The sequence below is a fragment of the Marinomonas profundimaris genome, assembly GCF_000508165.1.
Taxonomy (GTDB): Bacteria; Pseudomonadota; Gammaproteobacteria; order Pseudomonadales; family Marinomonadaceae; genus Marinomonas; species Marinomonas profundimaris.
In genome coordinates this window covers 1-17,795 of the sequence record NZ_AYOZ01000010.1, presented here as the reverse complement: position 1 = coordinate 17,795, position 17,795 = coordinate 1, and the positions used below count along the sequence as shown (strand labels likewise).

Below are 17,795 nucleotides of genomic sequence, written 5' to 3'. Positions count from 1 at the left end.
TAATAAAATGCATAACATTTTACTGACGGAAAATTAAATGGATCAGTTTCACGATATCCGCCCCTACAACGATGAAGAGGTCGTTGAGGTGCTACATAACCTGGTTGAAACACCGGATTTTATTAATACGATCATTGGTTTTCGATTTGCCAAGTGGCCTACGTTCTTACGAGCGCCGTTGGTGTTTGGTGTGAAGTTTGCTTTAAAGCGTCAAATTGCAAAAATTTCAAATGTGCATGATTTTCAATCGATTGTTGCGAACTACATGGAGCGAATGATTAAAACCACGACGTCCAATGTGGAATATCGTGGTATTGAAAAATTGGACAAAGGAACGGGTTACTTGTTTCTATCGAATCATAGAGACATTGCGATGGACCCAGCCTTCGTCAATTATGGTTTGTATTTGGCTGGTTTGAATACCGTGCGAATTGCGATAGGCGATAACTTATTGCGCCGTCCTTTTGTGTCGGACCTGATGCGACTGAACAAAAGTTTTATTGTGAAGCGTTCTGCGAATGGAATTCGAGAAATGATGGCGGCTTTTGGTCAGCTATCAAGCTACATCACACATTCTTTGGTGAAGGATCAGTGCAATATTTGGATTGCTCAAAAAGAAGGGCGTGCAAAAGATGGTTTGGATCAAACAGATCCAGCCATTATTAAAATGTTCTTTATGAGTCAGAAAAAAGAGAAAAAACCCTTTTCTGAGGCCATGGCAAATTTGAAAGTCGTGCCTGTTTCGATTTCTTATGAATACGATCCTTGCGCCTTTGATAAGGCCCGTGAGTTACATCAAAAATCGACAACCGGCGCTTATGAAAAAGCAGAGTTTGAAGACATAGACAGCATCAAGAATGGAATCGTTGGTCAGAAAGGTAAGGTGGTTGTGACCTTTGGTGATGTGATTGCAGACGGTTTTGAAACACCAGAAGAATTCGTAGCTGAAGTCGATCGTCAAATCATTACCAATTATGCGATTCATTCAACGAATGAAGCGGCGTTAGCGTTACAGCAAGGCGGTTCTTCAACGGACAGTGCTTTCTCGAGTTATCTTGAGCGCTGCCCTGACAATCTTAGGGAGACGGTGTTGGCTATGTACGCTAATCCATTAAAGCAGCAGCAAAAATATCTGAATAAATAACCTTAAGGAGTAAGGCGTCAATGAGTGTGTGGGAGTCATTAAAGTCGTGGGTCGGCTCAGTCGTATTTTTTATCTATTATGCGGTTTCTACCATACTATTTGGAGCGCTTGCGCCTTTCGCAACGGTGTTGTTACCGAAAGCGTACCGTCAGCCTGTACTGAATCTGCATAACAAAGGGCTACTGTTTGTATTCCGTATTGTTTGTGGTGTGAAAGTCGAGATTGTTGGTCGAGAGCATATCAATAAAGACCGTCCTTTCGTCCTGGTGGCAAACCATCAGAGCGAATGGGAGACGTATGTGCTTCAAGTGCTGATGGCGCCTGTTTCCACTGTGTTGAAGAAAGAACTATTGTCGGTGCCTTTCTTTGGTTGGGGGTTGCGTATGGTTCAGCCCATCGCCATTGACCGTTCTCAACGTACTAATGCGCTCAAGCAAATTATCAGCCAAGGAAAGGAGCGTTTAGAAGATGGACGTTCTGTGCTAATTTTTCCTGAAGGGACCAGAATCGCGCCAAACAAAGAGCAAGCCTTTAACAAAGGGGCGGCGATGTTGGCAACGTCTGCAGGCGTGCCTATTCTTCCTGTTGTTCATAATGCAGGCTATGTTTGGCCTGGCAAGCGCTGGCGCAAATTCCCTGGCTCGATTCGAGTCGTGATCGGCCCGGTTATTGAGTCTGAAGGGAAGAAAACATCGGCATTGCATGAAGAAATGGACGTTTGGATGCGTGCTGAAATGGCTAAGCTGCCAAAGGGAAATTCATTTTTGGAATAGAGCTAAAAAATAGACATAAAAAAGCCGCTTCCATAATAATGAAAGCGGCTTTTTTGTGAGCGAGGAATTTACGCTTGGTATTTTTTGAATACTAAGCTGGCGTTTGTTCCGCCAAAACCAAAGCTGTTAGACATGATCAAGTTAAGATCAGCGTTGTCTTTACGAGTTGTCACAACAGGAATATTACCCGCTGCCGGATCAAGGTCATCCACATTTGCTGATGCCGCGATGAAGTTATTTTCCATCATTAGCAAGCAGTAAACGGCTTCGTGTACACCAGCTGCACCCAAAGAGTGACCAGACAAAGACTTCGTAGAGCTAATCAATGGGATATTCTCACCAAAGGTTTCGTTAACGGCTTGAAGTTCTTTCATGTCACCAGCAGGCGTACTTGTACCGTGGGTATTGATGTAATCAATATCGCCATCGATTGTGCTCATTGCCATCTGCATACAACGCACTGCGCCTTCACCAGAAGGAGCAACCATGTCGTAGCCATCGGATGTCGCGCCATAACCTACCAATTCAGCGTAGATTTTTGCACCACGAGCTTTGGCGTGTTCTAGTTCTTCAATTACCAACATGCCGCCGCCGCCAGCGATAACGAAACCATCACGGTTTGCATCGTAAGCACGAGACGCTTTTTCTGGTGTTTCGTTGTACTTAGAAGACAGAGCGCCCATCGCATCAAACATACACGTTTGAGTCCAGCTTTCTTCTTCGCCGCCGCCAGCAAAGACAATGTCTTGCTTGCCAAGTTGGATTAGCTCCATGGCATTACCAATACAGTGAGCGCTGGTTGAGCAGGCAGATGTGATTGAATAGTTAACGCCTTTGATTTTAAAAGGTGTTGCTAAACAAGCTGAAACCGTACTGCCCATAGTTTGAGTGACACGGTATGGACCTACGCGTTTAACGCCTTTTTCGCGTAAAGTGTCCGCTGCTTCTACTAGATTTTGAGCAGATGCACCACCTGAACCCGCAACGAGACCAGTGCGTACGTTAGAGACTTGCTCTTCAGTTAGGCCTGAGTCTGTAATTGCTTGTTGCATGGATACGTAAGCGTAAGTCGCCGCGTCGCCCATAAAGCGACGAACTTTGCGATCAATGTTGCTTGCGTCTAAATCAATGCGACCACAAATGTGGCTACGAAATCCGTGTTCTTTGTAATCTTCTGCGAAACGGATACCAGATTTACCTTCACGCAAGGAGTTTAGAACGCTCTCTTTGTCATTACCTAGGCAGCTGACAATGCCAAGACCTGTTACTACTACACGACGCATAAATGTGCCTCTTTCATTCTTAATCTTTAGAAGTTTTCAGTTGAAGTGAATAAGCCAACACGCAAATCTTTTGCGGTGTAAATTTCACGACCATCAACTTTTACGCTTCCGTCTGCAATACCCATAACCAACTTGCGTTCAATAACGCGCTTAAGTTGAATATGGAAGGTGACTTTTTTAGCGGTTGGCAAAATCTGCCCCGTAAATTTCACTTCGCCGGAACCCAGTGCGCGACCGCGACCTTTGTTGCCTTTCCAGCCTAGGAAAAAGCCAACGAGTTGCCACATAGCATCTAAGCCAAGGCAGCCAGGCATAACTGGATCGCCAGGGAAGTGGCATGCAAAAAACCAAAGATCAGGGTTGATGTCTAGCTCAGCAATAATTTCGCCTTTGCCATGTTCCCCGCCGTCAGTTGAGATGTGTGTTATGCGATCCATCATTAGCATATTGCCGACAGGAAGTTGGGCATTACCTGCACCAAACATTTCTCCGTGGCCGCATTTTAATAGTTCGTCTTTTTCAAAAGATGAAGCTGTAGTCATTGTAATCCTATATCCACATCCAACCGATGACTCAAAATGGTCAGGTGGATTAATGTGGTCCAGTTTGCAGTATAAAATCTAGCTGATTATATCGGTTTGGAAACTTAATATGAATGTTTGAGCGGAAAAAAACCAAATAACCTGCATGAAAAATGATCATTCTTGTGTTATTTCAAGAAAACAGGAAGAAAGAGGGTGTTGTGAGTAAGGTTTGTTATTACTTTCGCGCTTGGTTTTTTCTGTTAGGATATTTGTTTTGGTAATATCTTGTCGGTTTGAGAGTCTTTATGAACATGAAGAAAAATAACAATTTAACGGCGTGGCAGCATCAGGTAGGTGAGGGTCATATACAGGGTTATTTAGGGCCAATTGAACCGCATCAACCAACGATACACTTTCTTCATGGTAATGGTTTTTCTGTGAAAACCTATCAGTGTTTTTTGGATAAGCTTGCAGGCTACAATTTGGTTATGCAAGATGCGGCAGGGCATGGAGATTCAACTGCTGGCGAGCATTTTATCGGTTGGAATGCCACGGCTTCACGTTTTACGGAATCCTTAAATTCGCAGCGAAGTTATTTGCCAAACACTGAACTGATCGGGGTTGGTCACAGCTTTGGCGGTTGCATGACCGCATTAATGAGTGAGCAAACCCCGTCTCTTTTTTCTCGTTTGGTTTTATTAGATCCTGCGCTGTTTCCTCCTCGGCTGTTGTGGATGATGCGTGGCGTGAAGCTGGCGGGATTGAAAAGTCAGATTCCTTTGGTTAAGCAGGCTCGTCGACGTCGAACTCAATGGGAAAGCGAGGCACAAGTTAGAAAAAGTTTCTATGAGAGAGGCACGTTTAAAGGTTGGGAAGATGCGTGTCTTGAGGATTATATTAACTCATCCATTAAGCGAGATGGGGAGGGGCATTATCAACTTGGCTGTCCGCCATGGATGGAGGCCGCTATATTTTCAAGTTATCCGAAAGGACTTTGGAGGGCTCTCGCGAAGGTGTCTGTGCCAACCACGATTATTCAAGGCAAGGACACGTTTGACTATTTTAAAGAGGCGTATCAGCTTGCGGCGAAGCGTAATCCCAATATTCGAGTCGTTGAAGTGGGAGGAGGGCATTGTTTCATGCAGCAAAACTCCACGCTGGCGGCACAAGCGTTGATGAATGTATTGGCGGAAAGTGCATAAAACCAAACACATATTACGGCCTGTGTTTGGTTTTATAAGAAGGGTTAGTTACGGCGTTTTACGGAAGCGTTTGCCAGTGCAATCAAGGCCGTTTTGTAGTCGGAGTCTGGTAGTGTTGCAATGACATCGATGGCCAGGTCGGCTTGTTCTTGTGCTTTTTGTTGTGTGTACTCAATGGCGCCACAGCTCTGCACGTCATTGATTATGGTGTCTAGTTGTTCTAGTCCGCCGGTTAGGATGGCTTGCCTTACTCTCTCAATGGCGTCTTTTTGACCGTGTTTCATGGTATAAATCAGCGGTAAAGTAGGCTTGCCTTCTGCAAGGTCGTCGCCCACACTTTTGCCCATCTCTTCAGCTGTGCTGGTGTAGTCCATTACATCGTCAATGAGCTGGAAGGCCGTTCCAATGTACATGCCATATTGTCTTAAGGCTTCTTGGTGTTCAGCGCTCGCCTCTGCAATGACCGCACCACATAGTGCGGCGCCTTCAAATAGCTTCGCTGTTTTGTACTGGATGACTTTTAGGTAGCTTTCTTCCGTTGTGTCAGGGTCGCCGCAATTTATTAGTTGCTGGACTTCCCCTTCCGCAATGATGTTGGTGGTTTTTGCCAAAATGCTCATGCATCGCATGCTCCCGACATCGACCATGATTTGGAACGCGCGCGAATAAAGGAAGTCGCCGACCAAAACACTCGGTGCATTACCCCATTCTTCATTGGCGGTTTTTTTGCCACGGCGCATGTCTGATTCGTCAACAACGTCATCGTGTAGCAGGGTGGAGGTATGGATGAATTCTATTATGGTGGCCATTTGAATGGCTTGATCAAGCTTGCTTGTGTCAAGCTCTGCGCTGGCTCTTGCTGCCAACAGTACGAGCAATGGGCGAAGTCGTTTTCCGCCGTTGCTAATAATGTAGTAGCCAATTTGTTCTATTAAAGGGATGTCACTACTAAGTTGTGACACAATATACTCGTTCACTTGGCCAAATTCATTGGCCACAACGTCATGTATTTGTATAGGTTGCATGCAATTTCCGAAGCTAAATAGTCTCAAGCTGATCAGCAAGTGTGCCTCATGCTAGGTAAGGCTTGTGTCAGGGTCAACCCAAAATACGAAAAATGTATAAAGACAGTGCTTTTAGCTTGTATTGGGTGGTGTGATTTTGTACAATCTCGCGTCCGATTTACCCACATTTTGCTCCCTATCATATGGTTGGTGAGTTTTTGTCTTAATTAGGACGAAAATTTATTGCCACTAGAAGTAGGTCAAATTCAATTTCAGTAGCCGGGTAAATCTCATTGGAGAAGAACATGTTTGCAGTGATCAAAACTGGCGGTAAGCAATACCGTGTAGAAGAAGGCCAAACCCTTAAGGTTGAGAAATTAGCTGTTGAAGAAGGTGGCGCGATTCAGTTCGACGACGTTCTTCTTGTATGCAATGGCGACGACGTTAAAGTTGGTGCACCAGTTGTAGAAGGCGCTAAAGTAACAGCTGAAGTTGTTGCTCATGGTCGCGGAGATAAAGTTAAAATCTTGAAATTCCGTCGTCGTAAGCATTCTATGAAGCGTATGGGTCATCGTCAGTGGTTCACGGAAGTGAAAATAACTGGTATTAACTAAGCGCTAACTATTCAAATTTAAGGAGTAAGTCATGGCTCATAAAAAGGCGGGTGGTAGTACTCGTAACGGTCGCGATTCCGAGTCGAAACGATTAGGTGTCAAACGTTTTGGTGGTCAAGTTGTGATCCCAGGTAACATTCTTGTACGTCAGCGTGGCACTCAGTTCCACCCTGGTGTTGGTGTTCAAATTGGTAAAGATCACACTTTGTTCGCTGTTGTTGAAGGCCAAGTGAAGTTTGAAGTAAAAGGTAAGTTGAAGCGTCGTACAGTTTCTGTCGTAGCTGCTTAATTACTTGCTAAAAACTTAAAAAAAGCTCCGCGACGCGGGGCTTTTTTTTTGGAAGAATTCTATAATCAGTTTTGTTGAAGCTGATTAAACCACCGAAGAGGTGTTACTGTGAAATTTGTTGATGAAGCCAGTATCTACGTAAGAGCGGGTAAAGGCGGGAATGGAGCGTTGAGTTTTTGGCGTGAGAAATTTGTCGCTAAAGGTGGCCCAGATGGTGGCGATGGCGGTAATGGCGGCAGTGTTGTGCTGGTGGCCGACGAAGCGCTAAATACCTTGATCGATTTTCGTTTTACGAAAAAGTACATCGCGGAAAGTGGTGAAGGTGGTCAAGGTCGCGACATGACCGGATCGAAAGGGCCTGACCTTGAGATTAAAGTGCCAATTGGTACGACGGTAATAGATGAAGATACCGGTGAGACGCTTGGCGACCTTGTTCGTGATGGTGAGAAGCTGAAAGTCGCTCAAGGCGGGCATCATGGTCTTGGGAATACGCGATTTAAATCGAGCACTAACCGCGCGCCGCGTCAGACGACGAAAGGGACTGTGGGTGAAGAGCGTACGCTTAAGCTAGAAATGAAGGTGTTGGCAGATGTTGGTTTGCTTGGGCTGCCGAATGCGGGCAAGTCGACGTTTATTCGTTCTGTTTCTTCTGCGAAGCCAAAAGTGGCGGACTACCCTTTTACAACTCTGGTGCCGAATCTAGGTGTGGTAAAAGTTAAAAAGCATCAAAGTTTTGTTATTGCCGATATTCCTGGAATTATCGAAGGCGCATCTGAAGGTGCTGGTCTTGGTATTCGTTTCTTGAAGCACTTGGTCCGTAACCGAATTTTGTTACACATCGTCGATTTGGCGCCTTGGGATGAAATTACCCCAGCGGAAGCGGCTGTGATTGCGGTCAATGAATTGCATCAGTTTAGTCCAGCTTTGGCGGAGCGAGATCGTTGGTTGGTGTTGAATAAGACAGACATGGTGCCAGAAGGTGAGTTGGAAGAACGCTGTCAAAGCGTTATCGATGCGCTGGGCTGGGAAGGCAAGGCGTACCGAATCTCTGCAATTTCAGGGGAAGGTACAGAAGTGTTGTGCTTGGATTTGATGACGGCTTTGGAAGAAAAACGTGAGTTATTGTTAGAAAGTCCGGAAGCGCGCGAGAAAGAAAAGGCCATGCGTACCTTGATTGATGAGGAAGGCCGAAATCGTATTATGTCATTGCGTGAAAAACGTCGTAAGGCAGGGCTGCTGCTGGATGATGACGACTTTGATGAAGATGATTATGACGTTGATGTTGAATACGTCAGCTAGTTTGATTGGTGGGAAGCAGTAGAATCATGGAAATGCGAGAGAAAATAGCGAAGGCGCAGCGTATCGTTGTCAAAATTGGCAGCGCGTTACTGACAAACGACGGCCAAGGGTTGGATGTTGCTCGAATTGGCCTTTGGGTTGCTCAGATTGCTCAGTTGCGAGCGCAAGGGAAAGAAGTCGTTTTGGTGTCTTCTGGTTCTATTGCTGCAGGTATGAAGCGCCTCGGTTTTTCCTCTCGCCCCACCCAGGTTAATGAGTTGCAGGCGGCGGCCGCAGTGGGTCAAATGGAGTTGGTGGGTGTCTATGAGTCCCATTTTGAAAAGCATGGATTGTGTACGGCGCAAATCCTACTAACACACGATGATTTATCCAATCGTCGGCGTTACTTGAACGCACGATCTTCATTGAGAACTCTACTAGGTTTTGGTGTTGTACCTATAATTAATGAGAATGACACCGTTGTAACCGATGAAATTCGTTTTGGCGACAACGATACGCTAGGGGCGCTGGTTGCAAACTTGGTGGAAGCAGATGTGTTGATTATTTTGACAGACCAGCAGGGTTTGTTTGATAAAAACCCACGAGATCATAAAGATGCAACATTGATATCTTATATTTCTGCGTCAGATGATCGTCTTGAATCGATGGCGAGTGGTGGTGCGGGTGTGTTAGGTAGCGGTGGAATGTTGACGAAAGTGCGCGCTGCACGCCTTGCTGCACGATCAGGTGCGGACACCTTGATTGCCTCTGGGCGTGAAGACAATGTTATTGTTCGGGTGGCATCAGGTGAGCTATTGGGCTCGTGGTTGCAGCCGGAACATGGTCGAGTGGCTGCTCGCAAGCAGTGGTTGGCGGGTCATTTAAAGAGCCGCGGCGCTTTGATCTTGGATGATGGTGCGGTGAAGGCCTTAAGGAAGGAGGGAACGAGCCTGCTTTCGGTTGGTGTGAAAGACGCGCAGGGTACTTTTTCTCGTGGTGATATGGTTATTTGTGTGGATGAGCGGGGCGGTTTAGTGGCGCGCGGTTTAGTAAATTACAGTGTGGCCGAAACGCTCAAATTGCTTGGTCAGCCATCGTCTAGTATTGGTGATATCCTTGGCTATAAAGGTGAGCCTGAATTAATCCATCGTGATGATTTAGTTATTATTTAATAAGGTGAGAAGGTGTTATGGCAAAGCCGGGTAAAGTGGGTTTAGATCGAGTATTGAGTGCTTCTAAGTATTCGTATCAAGGTTTGCGAGCTCAATGGAAGCATGAAGCGGCTTTTCGTCAAGAGGCGTGCTTGTTTTTGATTTCTTTGCCTTTTGCTATTTGGCTCGGTGATAGCGGTTTAGAGCGGGCGTTGCTTATTTTTTCGGTTGGCATGGTGCTGATTGTTGAAACGCTTAACTCAAGTGTTGAGGCGGTTGTTGATAGAATAAGTCATGAGCATCACGAACTGTCTGGTCGAGCGAAGGATTTAGGGTCTGCGGCGGTTATGCTGGCGCTGATTTTTGCGGCGGTTGTGTGGCTGGTTATTTTGTCGGGCTAGTGTCGTTGAATAATGTTTGACTAAAAAAGATATAAAAAAACCGGCCTGCGCCGGTTTTTTTATAGGTATTAGGCCAGTGCTTTGATTTTAGCACTCAAGCGGCTCTTATGACGAGCTGCTTTGTTTTTGTGATATAGGCCTTTGTCAGCGGCTTTGTCTAGCTTAGAAGTTGCTAGAACGTAAGCTGCTTGTGCGTCAGCTTGATTGCCTGATTCGATAGCTGCATCTACTTTTTTCAAGTATGTGCGAACCATTGAACGAAGGCTACCATTGTGAGCGCGGCTTTTAATAGCTTGGCGCGCGCGTTTTTTTGAACCGGCGGAATTTGCCACGGTCTGGCTCCTTTAATTTTGAATAAGAAATGACTCAGCACTCTGCTGCGTCACGAAATTAATGTCAAGTTTAAACTTTAAAATCTCGCGGCGGATTTTACCAGTTTTTGGCGTTGTCACAACCCTATTATACAATTAATAGGCAAATGAGTTTATTAATTTGGCTGCGTTACGCTGTCGGCAGGTGTTATTCTTGGGGGCTATGTTTATTGGGTGCGTCATGAAATTGTATGTCTGAAATAAATTCAACCTCTGGCAAGGCGCGTAAGTCTTTGTCTTTATTGCGTTCTGGTGTCTTGGTTTCTGCTTGTACCTTTCTTTCCCGTATTTTGGGTTTAGTGAGGGATGCTGCTTTGGCTTATGTTTTAGGAGCGAGTGGCAGTGCGGACGCATTTTATGTTGCTTTTAAAATCCCTAATTTTTTTCGTCGATTGTTTGCCGAAGGGGCTTTTGCTCAAGCGTTTGTCCCTGTGTTAAGTGATTACCGAGTCAATGAGTCGAAGGCGGAGGTTCGTGCACTGGTTGCTGCGGTGTCTGGGTCGCTTGCATTGGTGTTGTTGTTTTTCACTGCGGTATTTATGTTATGCGCGCCTTGGGTTGTGTATGTTTTTGCGCCGGGTTTCTCGGCTGGCAGTGAGCAGTCTGCGCTGGCTGCGGAGTTATTGACCATTACCTTTCCTTATCTATTGTTTATTTCGTTAACGGCATTAGCCGGCGGTATTTTAAACGCGCATGGTGAATACGCCGTTCCTGCCATCACGCCTATTTTTCTGAATATTTCACTGATTGTCGCAACGATGTTTTTTGCTCGCTCGGCGGCGCAAGCGGAAACGGCGGTCGCTTGGGGTGTGTTTTTTGCCGGTTTGATACAGTTAATGTTCCAGATGCCGTTTTTGGCAAGGCTGCGACTATTGCCGATGCCGACGCTGGGTTTTCGTCATCCTGGTGTGAAGCGTATTTTGCTGTTAATCGGTCCTGCGTTATTTGGTGTGTCGGTGAGTCAGATTAATTTGCTTTTGGACACCGTGCTGGCGTCGTTTTTACAAACGGGCAGTATTACATGGTTGTATCTGTCGGATCGTTTGTATGAGTTGCCCTTGGGGATTTTTGCGATTGCCATCAGTACGGTGATTTTGCCGTCGTTGTCGCGGAGTTTCTCTGGCGGCGAGTCAAACAAATTTTCTGACACGTTGGATTGGGCGCTGCGTATTTTATTGCTTATTGCGATTCCGTCGTCGATTGCTCTCTTTATGTTGGCTGAGCCTTTGATCGTGACGATTTTCTATCGCGGTGAGTTGACGGTGAATGATGTACAAATGGCGGCGCAGAGTTTGCAGGCGTATTCACTGGGGTTGGTGTTTATGATGCTGATTAAAGTGTTGGCACCTGGGTATTATGCGAGACAGGATACGCGGACGCCGGTGCGTATCGGCATTATCGCGATGGTGTCGAATATGGTTCTTAATCTGATTTTGGTGTGGCCGCTTGGTCATGTCGGCCTGGCTTTGGCGACAAGTTTGTCGGCTGGCTTAAATGCCTTCTTGCTTTGGCGGGGATTGTATAAAAAGCAATATCATGTGTTCTCTACTCAATGGAAGCGTTTGCTGAGCATATTGTCGAGCGCAACACTGGCGCTGGGTGCCTGTTTGTACCTGTTTTCTCAGCTTGGGTGGCAATGGACTCAAATGGACGATTTGTCTCGAGTTGGTAGTATGACGTTGGTGGTGGCTTGTGGTGTGTTTGTTTATGTCGCTGTTGCTGTTGCGGCGGGTTTACGGCCTTCTATTTTTAAGCATTAGGCGTTTTAAGTGCGTTTTTTCTGTTGAGGTGTAGATTGCACGGCTTGTGCAAGTTCTGGCCTACCTTCATCTTCGTAACTGCTATATAATCGCGGTTATTTTTTCGACGCTGGATTTAATTGTTTTGTACGGGGTTCTATGGAGTTAATTCGCGGTATTCATAATATCCGTTCAAAGCATAAAGAATGTGTGCTGACGATTGGTAACTTTGATGGTGTCCATTTAGGCCATAGTGCTATTTTGGCGCGTGTCAAGGCGCTGGCTAAGCAGTACGATTCGCCAGCGGGGATTATGATTTTCGAACCTCAGCCAAGAGAGTTTTTTGCGCCTGAAACGGCACCTGGTCGAATCGGTCGTTTACGAGACAAGGTACGTTTACTGGAAGGGCAGGGGATAGATTATGTGCTTTGCATGCCATTTAACCCTAAGCTTCAGCAATTAACGGCTCAAGATTTCTGTCAGTACATTTTGTTAGAGGGATTGTCTGTAAAGCATTTGGTGGTTGGTGATGATTTTCGTTTTGGTTGTGATCGCCAAGGTGACTTTGATTACTTGCAAACGTTTGGTCTCGGTCATGATTTTGATGTTGAGAATACGCCATCCGTTATGAATTTTGCTGGCGAACGCGTCAGCAGTACGTTAGTGAGAAATGCGCTAGAGCGTGGTGACGTCGTTGCAGCACAGGACAATATGGGGCACTCGGTAACCTTGAGTGGTCGAGTGATTCATGGGCAGCAGCTTGGTCGAAAATTGGGTTTTCCAACCGCCAATGTTCATCTGAAAGGTATCAAGTCTGCGCTTTCTGGCGTGTACGCGGTGACATTTATGGTGAATGGCGTTTCTCATAATGGCGTTGCAAATATAGGTGTTCGTCCAACGGTACAGGGTAAAACGCCGATATTGGAAGTGCATTTGTTCGATTTTAATGGTGACTTGTACGATCAATATGTACAGGTGACTTTCTGTCATTTTATTAGGGCAGAGCGAAAAATGGCCGGCTTAGAAGCGCTGGAAAAACAAATTCAATGTGACAAAGAAGAGGCGTTACGTTTCTTTGTCCAATCAGTGAACTGATGATCTTTGAGGATAAATCGATAAACCATGAGTGATTATAAACCGACTCTGAATTTGCCAAACACTGATTTCCCAATGCGTGGAGATTTGGCAAAACGTGAACCTGCAATGCTTAAGCATTGGCAGGATATGGATCTGTACCAAAAAGTACGTGATGTAAGCAAAGGCCGAAAGACGTTTATTCTTCATGACGGCCCTCCGTACGCAAATGGCAGCATTCACATTGGTCATGCGGTTAACAAAATCCTCAAAGATATTATTGTTAAATCAAAAACGGTCAGTGGCTTTGATGCGCCTTACATTCCTGGTTGGGATTGTCATGGATTGCCAATCGAACACAAGGTTGAGCAGTTGATTGGTAAAGCGGGCACGAAGGTGTCTTATAAAGAGTTCCGCGCTAAATGCCGCGAATACGCTTATACGCAAATCGAAGAACAGAAAAAAGACTTTATCCGTCTTGGTGTAATGGGCGATTGGGAAAATCCATATCTCACGATGAATTTCCAAACGGAAGCGAACATTGTTCGCGCCTTAGGGAAAATCGCAAAAAATGGCCACCTAGTTAAAGGTTTTAAGCCCGTTTACTGGAGTGTTGTGGGTGGTTCTGCACTGGCTGAAGCAGAAGTGGAATACCAAGATAAAACGTCTTTGTCTTTGGATGTGCGTTATGCACCACAAGACGAAGCGGCATTGTTGGCGAAGTTTTCTGATGTGGAAGGCGAAGGTAAAGTGTCTGTTGTGATTTGGACAACCACGCCATGGACATTGCCAGCAAGTCAGGCGGTATCGGTTCACCCTGAATTTAACTATGCCTTGGTCGAAGTTGATATGGGCTTGGGCAAAGAGCGTTTAATCGTTGCCGAAGACATGGTTGAAGGTGTGATGGCGCGCTATAGCGTTGCAGACTTCCGTATTGTTGGTCGTGCCGTTGGCGCCGATTTGAATGGTACGGTGTTGAATCACCCATTCTTAGAGCGTGATATTCCTGTGATCTTAGGCGAGCACGTTACGACCGAAGCGGGTACGGGTTGTGTTCATACCGCACCAGATCATGGCGTAGATGACTTTAATGTCGGCCGTGAAAACGGCTTAGGCACCATTAATTTGGTTCAGGATAACGGTGTTTATTCTGACGCGGCTGGCGAGTTTGCCGGTTTGCATGTTTATAAAGTCGATGGCGCGATTCTAGAAGCGCTTAATCGCAACAGTGCGTTGGTGTTTGAATCGAAAATATTCCACAGTTACCCGCATTGCTGGCGTACAAAAACGCCTTTGATTTTCCGTGCGACACCTCAATGGTTTATCAGCATGACCAAAGAAGGCTTGTTGGATTCTGCAAAAAATGCCGTTGAAGGTGTGAAATGGGTGCCAAGCTGGGGACAAAATCGCATGGAAGGGATGTTGAATAACAGCCCTGACTGGTGTGTGTCTCGTCAGCGTACTTGGGGTGTGCCGATCGCATTGTTTATCAACAAAGAAACGCAAGAGCTTCATCCAGAAACACCTCGCTTGATCGAAGAGGTAGCAAAGCGCATCGAAGTCGAAGGCATCGACGCTTGGTTTGAAATGGAAGCCGAAGAATTACTGGGTGCGGACGCGGAAAAATACAGCAAGGTTACCGATACGTTGGATGTGTGGTTCGATTCAGGTGTCACGCATTATTCTGTGATCGATCAGCGTGATGAATTGAGCTTCCCCGCTGATTTGTACTTGGAAGGATCCGATCAGCATCGTGGTTGGTTCCAGTCTTCGCTTAAAACGTCCATCGCGATCCGTGGTGTGCCGCCTTATAAGCAAGTACTTACTCACGGTTTCACCGTAGATGGTGATGGTCGCAAGATGTCTAAGTCTTTGGGTAATGTTTTATCGCCACAAAAAGTGATGGACACCTTGGGCGCGGACATCATTCGTCTGTGGGTAGCGGCAACGGATTACACGACTGAAATGACAGTGTCTGATGAAATTCTAAAACGTGTTGCGGATTCGTATCGTCGTATTCGTAATACCGCTCGCTTCATGATGGCCAACTTGAACGGTTTTGATCCTGTGAAGCACATGGTGCCAGCAAACGAGATGATTGCGTTGGATCGTTGGATTGTCGATCGTGCCGCCTTGCTTCAGAAAGACCTAGATTCAGCGTATAACGAATATCAGTTCCATACAGTGAATCAAAAAATCCAGAACTTCTGTTCTGTTGATTTAGGTGGTTTCTATCTTGACGTAATCAAAGACCGTCAATACACAACGCAAGAAGACAGTTTGGCGCGCCGCTCTGCGCAAACGGCGTTGTATCATGTTATGGAAGCCTTTACTCGTTGGATCTCGCCAATTTTGAGTTTTACTGCAGATGAGATTTGGCAAGCGCTTCCAGGTGATCGCAGTGAGTCTGTGTTCTTGTCGACTTGGTATGAAGGGCTTGCGGAACTAAGAGGCGACGAGCCAATGGGTCGTGAATTCTGGAAGCAAGTGTTAGAGGCGAAAGTTGCAACAAACAAAGTGATCGAAGCAGCGCGTAGCGAAGGCAAAATGAAAGCCAGCTTGAGTGCAGAAATTACGCTTTATTGTGATGAGGCTTTGCAAGCGACGTTAAATCGTTTGGGTGAAGAGTTGCGTTTTGTTTTGATTGCCTCAGACGTTAAAGTTCTGCCTTTGTCTGACGCAGACGATACCGCCGTTTCTACGGATCTTGATGGCCTTAAAGTGCATGTCGAATTGAGTAAAAATACGAAATGTGTGCGTTGTTGGCATCACCGTGAAGAAGTAGGCAAGCGAGAGGCGCATCCTGAATTGTGTGATCGTTGTATTTCTAACCTTCCAGACGGAGAAGGTGAGCAGCGCCTTTACGCTTAATGACGACATTCATCATGTTGAAACGAGTTCAGCGCTGGTGGGCGCTGGCTCTCATTTTATTTGTATTGGATTGGGTGACCAAACAAGCGATTGAGACGAACTTGTTTTATGGTCAGGAAATTGCCGTATTGCCATTTTTTGATCTGACGCTTCGATACAATACTGGGGCTGCGTTTAGTTTCTTAGCGCAGGCTGGTGGTTGGCAGCGTTGGTTCTTTTCGTTTATTGCGTTGGCGGTGGTGGTTGGTATTAGTTGGCGCCTTGTGAAAATAGCCAATACGAATCGACTTGAAGCGCTCGCATTAAGTTTTGTGCTTGGTGGTGCAATCGGGAATTTATACGATCGGTTGGTGTATGGGCATGTTGTTGATTTTCTTCAATTCCATTGGCAGCAGGCGTGGTATTTTCCCGCCTTTAATGTTGCAGACAGCGCGATCACGATTGGTGTGATTCTGATGTTGCTGGAAAGTGTGGTAACAAAGAAGCAAGAGGATGTGAAAGAGTGAATGTAGTTAAAAAAGATAGCCGAGTGACATTGCACTTCGAGTTGTCCCTTGAAGATGGTCAAATCGTCGACTCTAACTTCGAGCAAGCGCCAGCGAGTTTTGTGTTTGGTGATGGCAGTTTGTTACCTGATTTTGAACTTGCGCTTTTGGGTATGTCCGCTGGTGAAGAGGCATCTTATGTTATGTCGCCAGAGAAGGCGTTCGGTGCTCATAATGAAAGCAACGTTCAGCGCATGCCTCGCTCTCAGTTCTCGATGGATTTAGAGGAAGGTATGGTAGTTTCATTTGCGGATATGAGTAAAAACGAATTGCCCGGTGTTATCGCTGATATTGGTGAAAAAGAAGTGCTGGTGGATTTCAATCATCCTCTAGCGGGTCGCTCTCTGACTTTTAAGGTGCAGATTGTCGCTATTGAGGCGGCTGCATGAGTTTCGCGATTCAACTTGCCAACCCTCGCGGTTTTTGTGCTGGCGTCGATAGAGCGATCGATATTGTAAATCGTTGCTTGGACTTGTTTGAAGCGCCTATTTATGTTCGCCATGAAGTGGTTCATAACAAGTTTGTTGTTGAGTCCCTAAAAGCGCGCGGTGCGGTCTTTGTTGATGAGCTAGACCAGGTGCCAGATGACAACATTGTGATTTTTAGTGCGCACGGTGTTTCCAAAGCTGTGCGTGACGAGGCGACGAATCGTGGCTTAAAAGTGTTTGATGCGACTTGTCCATTGGTTACAAAAGTGCATTTGGAAGTGCTACGTTATTCTCGTGATGGGATGGAGTGCATTTTAATCGGCCATGACGGGCACCCAGAAGTGGAAGGAACCATGGGACAATACGATGATCGTCAAGGCGGTGCTATTTATTTAGTCGAGCATCCTGAAAATGTTGTTAACCTTCCGATTAAAAATCCAGAGCGTCTTGCGTTTGTAACGCAAACAACCTTATCCATGGATGACACATCGGTTGTTATTGACACACTTCGTCAGCATTATCCGATGATTCGTGGACCTAAAAAAGACGATATTTGTTATGCAACACAGAATCGACAAGACGCAGTGAAAACGTTAGCGGAAGAGTCTCAACTTGTTTTAGTGGTTGGTTCTGTTAATAGCTCTAACTCAAACCGCCTTAAAGAACTTGCTGAGCGCATGGGTGCACAAGCCTTCCTTATAGACAATGCGAGTGAGATTGATCCTGATTGGTTGCAAGGTGTGACCAGTGTTGGTGTTACTGCTGGGGCATCAGCGCCTGAAGTGTTGGTAAATGAGGTGATTGCTCGTCTTATTGCTGAAGGAGGAAGTGTTCCTCAAGAGTTGAAAGGCCGAGAAGAAAACGTTTCTTTCTCTATGCCGAAAGAACTTCGAATTATTGAACTCTAATCCAGAAAGCCTCTTTTGTATAAATAATTTAAATAATTGTAAAAAAGGGGTTGCACAAAATCTGTAGATCCTTAATATACGCCCTCGCTGACACGGACAACGCGTCACAACAACGAAGACGATGTTCAGGTTAACTTCTTAATTGAAGGGGCCATGTTTTGTTAGCGCGCTCTTTAAAATAGATAATCAGATAATT

18 protein-coding genes are annotated in these 17,795 nt (G+C 45.8%); 14 read left to right on the top strand and 4 right to left on the bottom strand.

Annotated elements, in window-relative coordinates; genetic code table 11:
- The first annotated feature begins 37 nt into the window (after positions 1–37).
- Positions 38–1,144, top strand: coding sequence for a 1-acyl-sn-glycerol-3-phosphate acyltransferase (locus tag D104_RS25600; RefSeq protein WP_024023499.1), 1,107 nt, complete (start codon positions 38–40; stop codon positions 1,142–1,144).
- Between the two features lie 20 nt (positions 1,145–1,164).
- Positions 1,165–1,917, top strand: a complete 753-nt coding sequence (locus D104_RS25595; RefSeq protein ID WP_024023498.1) for a lysophospholipid acyltransferase family protein — start codon at positions 1,165–1,167, stop codon at positions 1,915–1,917.
- Between the two features lie 68 nt (positions 1,918–1,985).
- On the opposite strand, the gene fabB is transcribed toward D104_RS25595, so the two are convergent.
- Together fabB and fabA are read right to left on the bottom strand one after the other, a co-directional pair.
- Positions 1,986–3,200, bottom strand: coding sequence for a beta-ketoacyl-ACP synthase I (gene fabB, locus D104_RS25590; RefSeq protein WP_024023497.1), 1,215 nt, complete (start codon positions 3,198–3,200; stop codon positions 1,986–1,988).
- A gap of 26 nt (positions 3,201–3,226) precedes the next feature.
- Positions 3,227–3,742: a bifunctional 3-hydroxydecanoyl-ACP dehydratase/trans-2-decenoyl-ACP isomerase gene (fabA, locus tag D104_RS25585; RefSeq protein ID WP_024023496.1), complete on the bottom strand. Its 516-nt coding sequence runs from the start codon at positions 3,740–3,742 to the stop codon at positions 3,227–3,229.
- Positions 3,743–4,029: 287 nt separating this feature from the next.
- Here fabA and D104_RS25580 point away from each other — a divergent pair, with 287 nt between their 5' ends.
- A complete protein-coding gene (locus D104_RS25580; protein ID WP_024023495.1) occupies positions 4,030–4,926 on the top strand; it encodes an alpha/beta fold hydrolase in 897 nt (298 codons plus the stop codon).
- 44 nt (positions 4,927–4,970) lie between these two features.
- On the opposite strand, the gene ispB is transcribed toward D104_RS25580, so the two are convergent.
- A complete protein-coding gene (gene ispB / locus D104_RS25575) occupies positions 4,971–5,951 on the bottom strand; it encodes an octaprenyl diphosphate synthase (RefSeq protein WP_024023494.1) in 981 nt (326 codons plus the stop codon).
- Positions 5,952–6,235: 284 nt separating this feature from the next.
- Here ispB and rplU point away from each other — a divergent pair, with 284 nt between their 5' ends.
- The 5 genes from rplU to D104_RS25550 all read left to right on the top strand — a co-directional run bounded on the left by rplU (position 6,236) and on the right by D104_RS25550 (position 9,663).
- Complete coding sequence (gene rplU, locus D104_RS25570) at positions 6,236–6,544, top strand: 50S ribosomal protein L21 (RefSeq protein ID WP_012071898.1); 309 nt, start codon at positions 6,236–6,238, stop codon at positions 6,542–6,544.
- Positions 6,545–6,575: 31 nt separating this feature from the next.
- Positions 6,576–6,833, top strand: a complete 258-nt coding sequence (rpmA, locus tag D104_RS25565) for a 50S ribosomal protein L27 (RefSeq protein WP_012071897.1) — start codon at positions 6,576–6,578, stop codon at positions 6,831–6,833.
- 108 nt (positions 6,834–6,941) lie between these two features.
- The gene (cgtA, locus tag D104_RS25560; RefSeq protein WP_024023493.1) at positions 6,942–8,132 is read left to right on the top strand and encodes an Obg family GTPase CgtA; all 1,191 of its coding nucleotides are present in this window, start codon (positions 6,942–6,944) and stop codon (positions 8,130–8,132) included.
- A gap of 26 nt (positions 8,133–8,158) precedes the next feature.
- On the top strand, positions 8,159–9,283 hold the full coding sequence (gene proB / locus D104_RS25555) for a glutamate 5-kinase (RefSeq protein WP_024023492.1): 1,125 nt from the start codon (positions 8,159–8,161) through the stop codon (positions 9,281–9,283).
- A 17-nt stretch (positions 9,284–9,300) separates the two neighbouring features.
- Complete coding sequence (locus D104_RS25550; protein ID WP_024023491.1) at positions 9,301–9,663, top strand: diacylglycerol kinase; 363 nt, start codon at positions 9,301–9,303, stop codon at positions 9,661–9,663.
- A 68-nt stretch (positions 9,664–9,731) separates the two neighbouring features.
- Here the strand turns inward: D104_RS25550 and rpsT are convergent, their stop codons facing one another.
- A complete protein-coding gene (gene rpsT / locus D104_RS25545) occupies positions 9,732–9,995 on the bottom strand; it encodes a 30S ribosomal protein S20 (protein WP_024023490.1) in 264 nt (87 codons plus the stop codon).
- A 230-nt stretch (positions 9,996–10,225) separates the two neighbouring features.
- On the opposite strand from rpsT, the gene murJ reads away from it, so the two are divergent.
- The 6 genes from murJ to ispH all read left to right on the top strand — a co-directional run bounded on the left by murJ (position 10,226) and on the right by ispH (position 17,599).
- A complete protein-coding gene (gene murJ, locus D104_RS25540) occupies positions 10,226–11,794 on the top strand; it encodes a murein biosynthesis integral membrane protein MurJ (RefSeq protein ID WP_024023489.1) in 1,569 nt (522 codons plus the stop codon).
- 138 nt (positions 11,795–11,932) lie between these two features.
- Positions 11,933–12,868 (top strand): bifunctional riboflavin kinase/FAD synthetase, encoded by a 936-nt coding sequence (gene ribF / locus D104_RS25535; protein ID WP_024023488.1) that lies wholly within the window; start codon positions 11,933–11,935, stop codon positions 12,866–12,868.
- 27 nt (positions 12,869–12,895) lie between these two features.
- Complete coding sequence (ileS, locus tag D104_RS25530; protein WP_024023487.1) at positions 12,896–15,718, top strand: isoleucine--tRNA ligase; 2,823 nt, start codon at positions 12,896–12,898, stop codon at positions 15,716–15,718.
- A gap of 14 nt (positions 15,719–15,732) precedes the next feature.
- Positions 15,733–16,224, top strand: coding sequence for a signal peptidase II (gene lspA, locus D104_RS25525; RefSeq protein WP_235075908.1), 492 nt, complete (start codon positions 15,733–15,735; stop codon positions 16,222–16,224).
- Positions 16,221–16,652, top strand: a complete 432-nt coding sequence (locus tag D104_RS25520; RefSeq protein ID WP_024023485.1) for an FKBP-type peptidyl-prolyl cis-trans isomerase — start codon at positions 16,221–16,223, stop codon at positions 16,650–16,652. The genes lspA and D104_RS25520 overlap by 4 nt, the downstream gene beginning before the upstream one ends.
- On the top strand, positions 16,649–17,599 hold the full coding sequence (ispH, locus tag D104_RS25515; protein WP_024023484.1) for a 4-hydroxy-3-methylbut-2-enyl diphosphate reductase: 951 nt from the start codon (positions 16,649–16,651) through the stop codon (positions 17,597–17,599). The genes D104_RS25520 and ispH overlap by 4 nt, the downstream gene beginning before the upstream one ends.
- Positions 17,600–17,795: the final 196 nt, after the last annotated feature.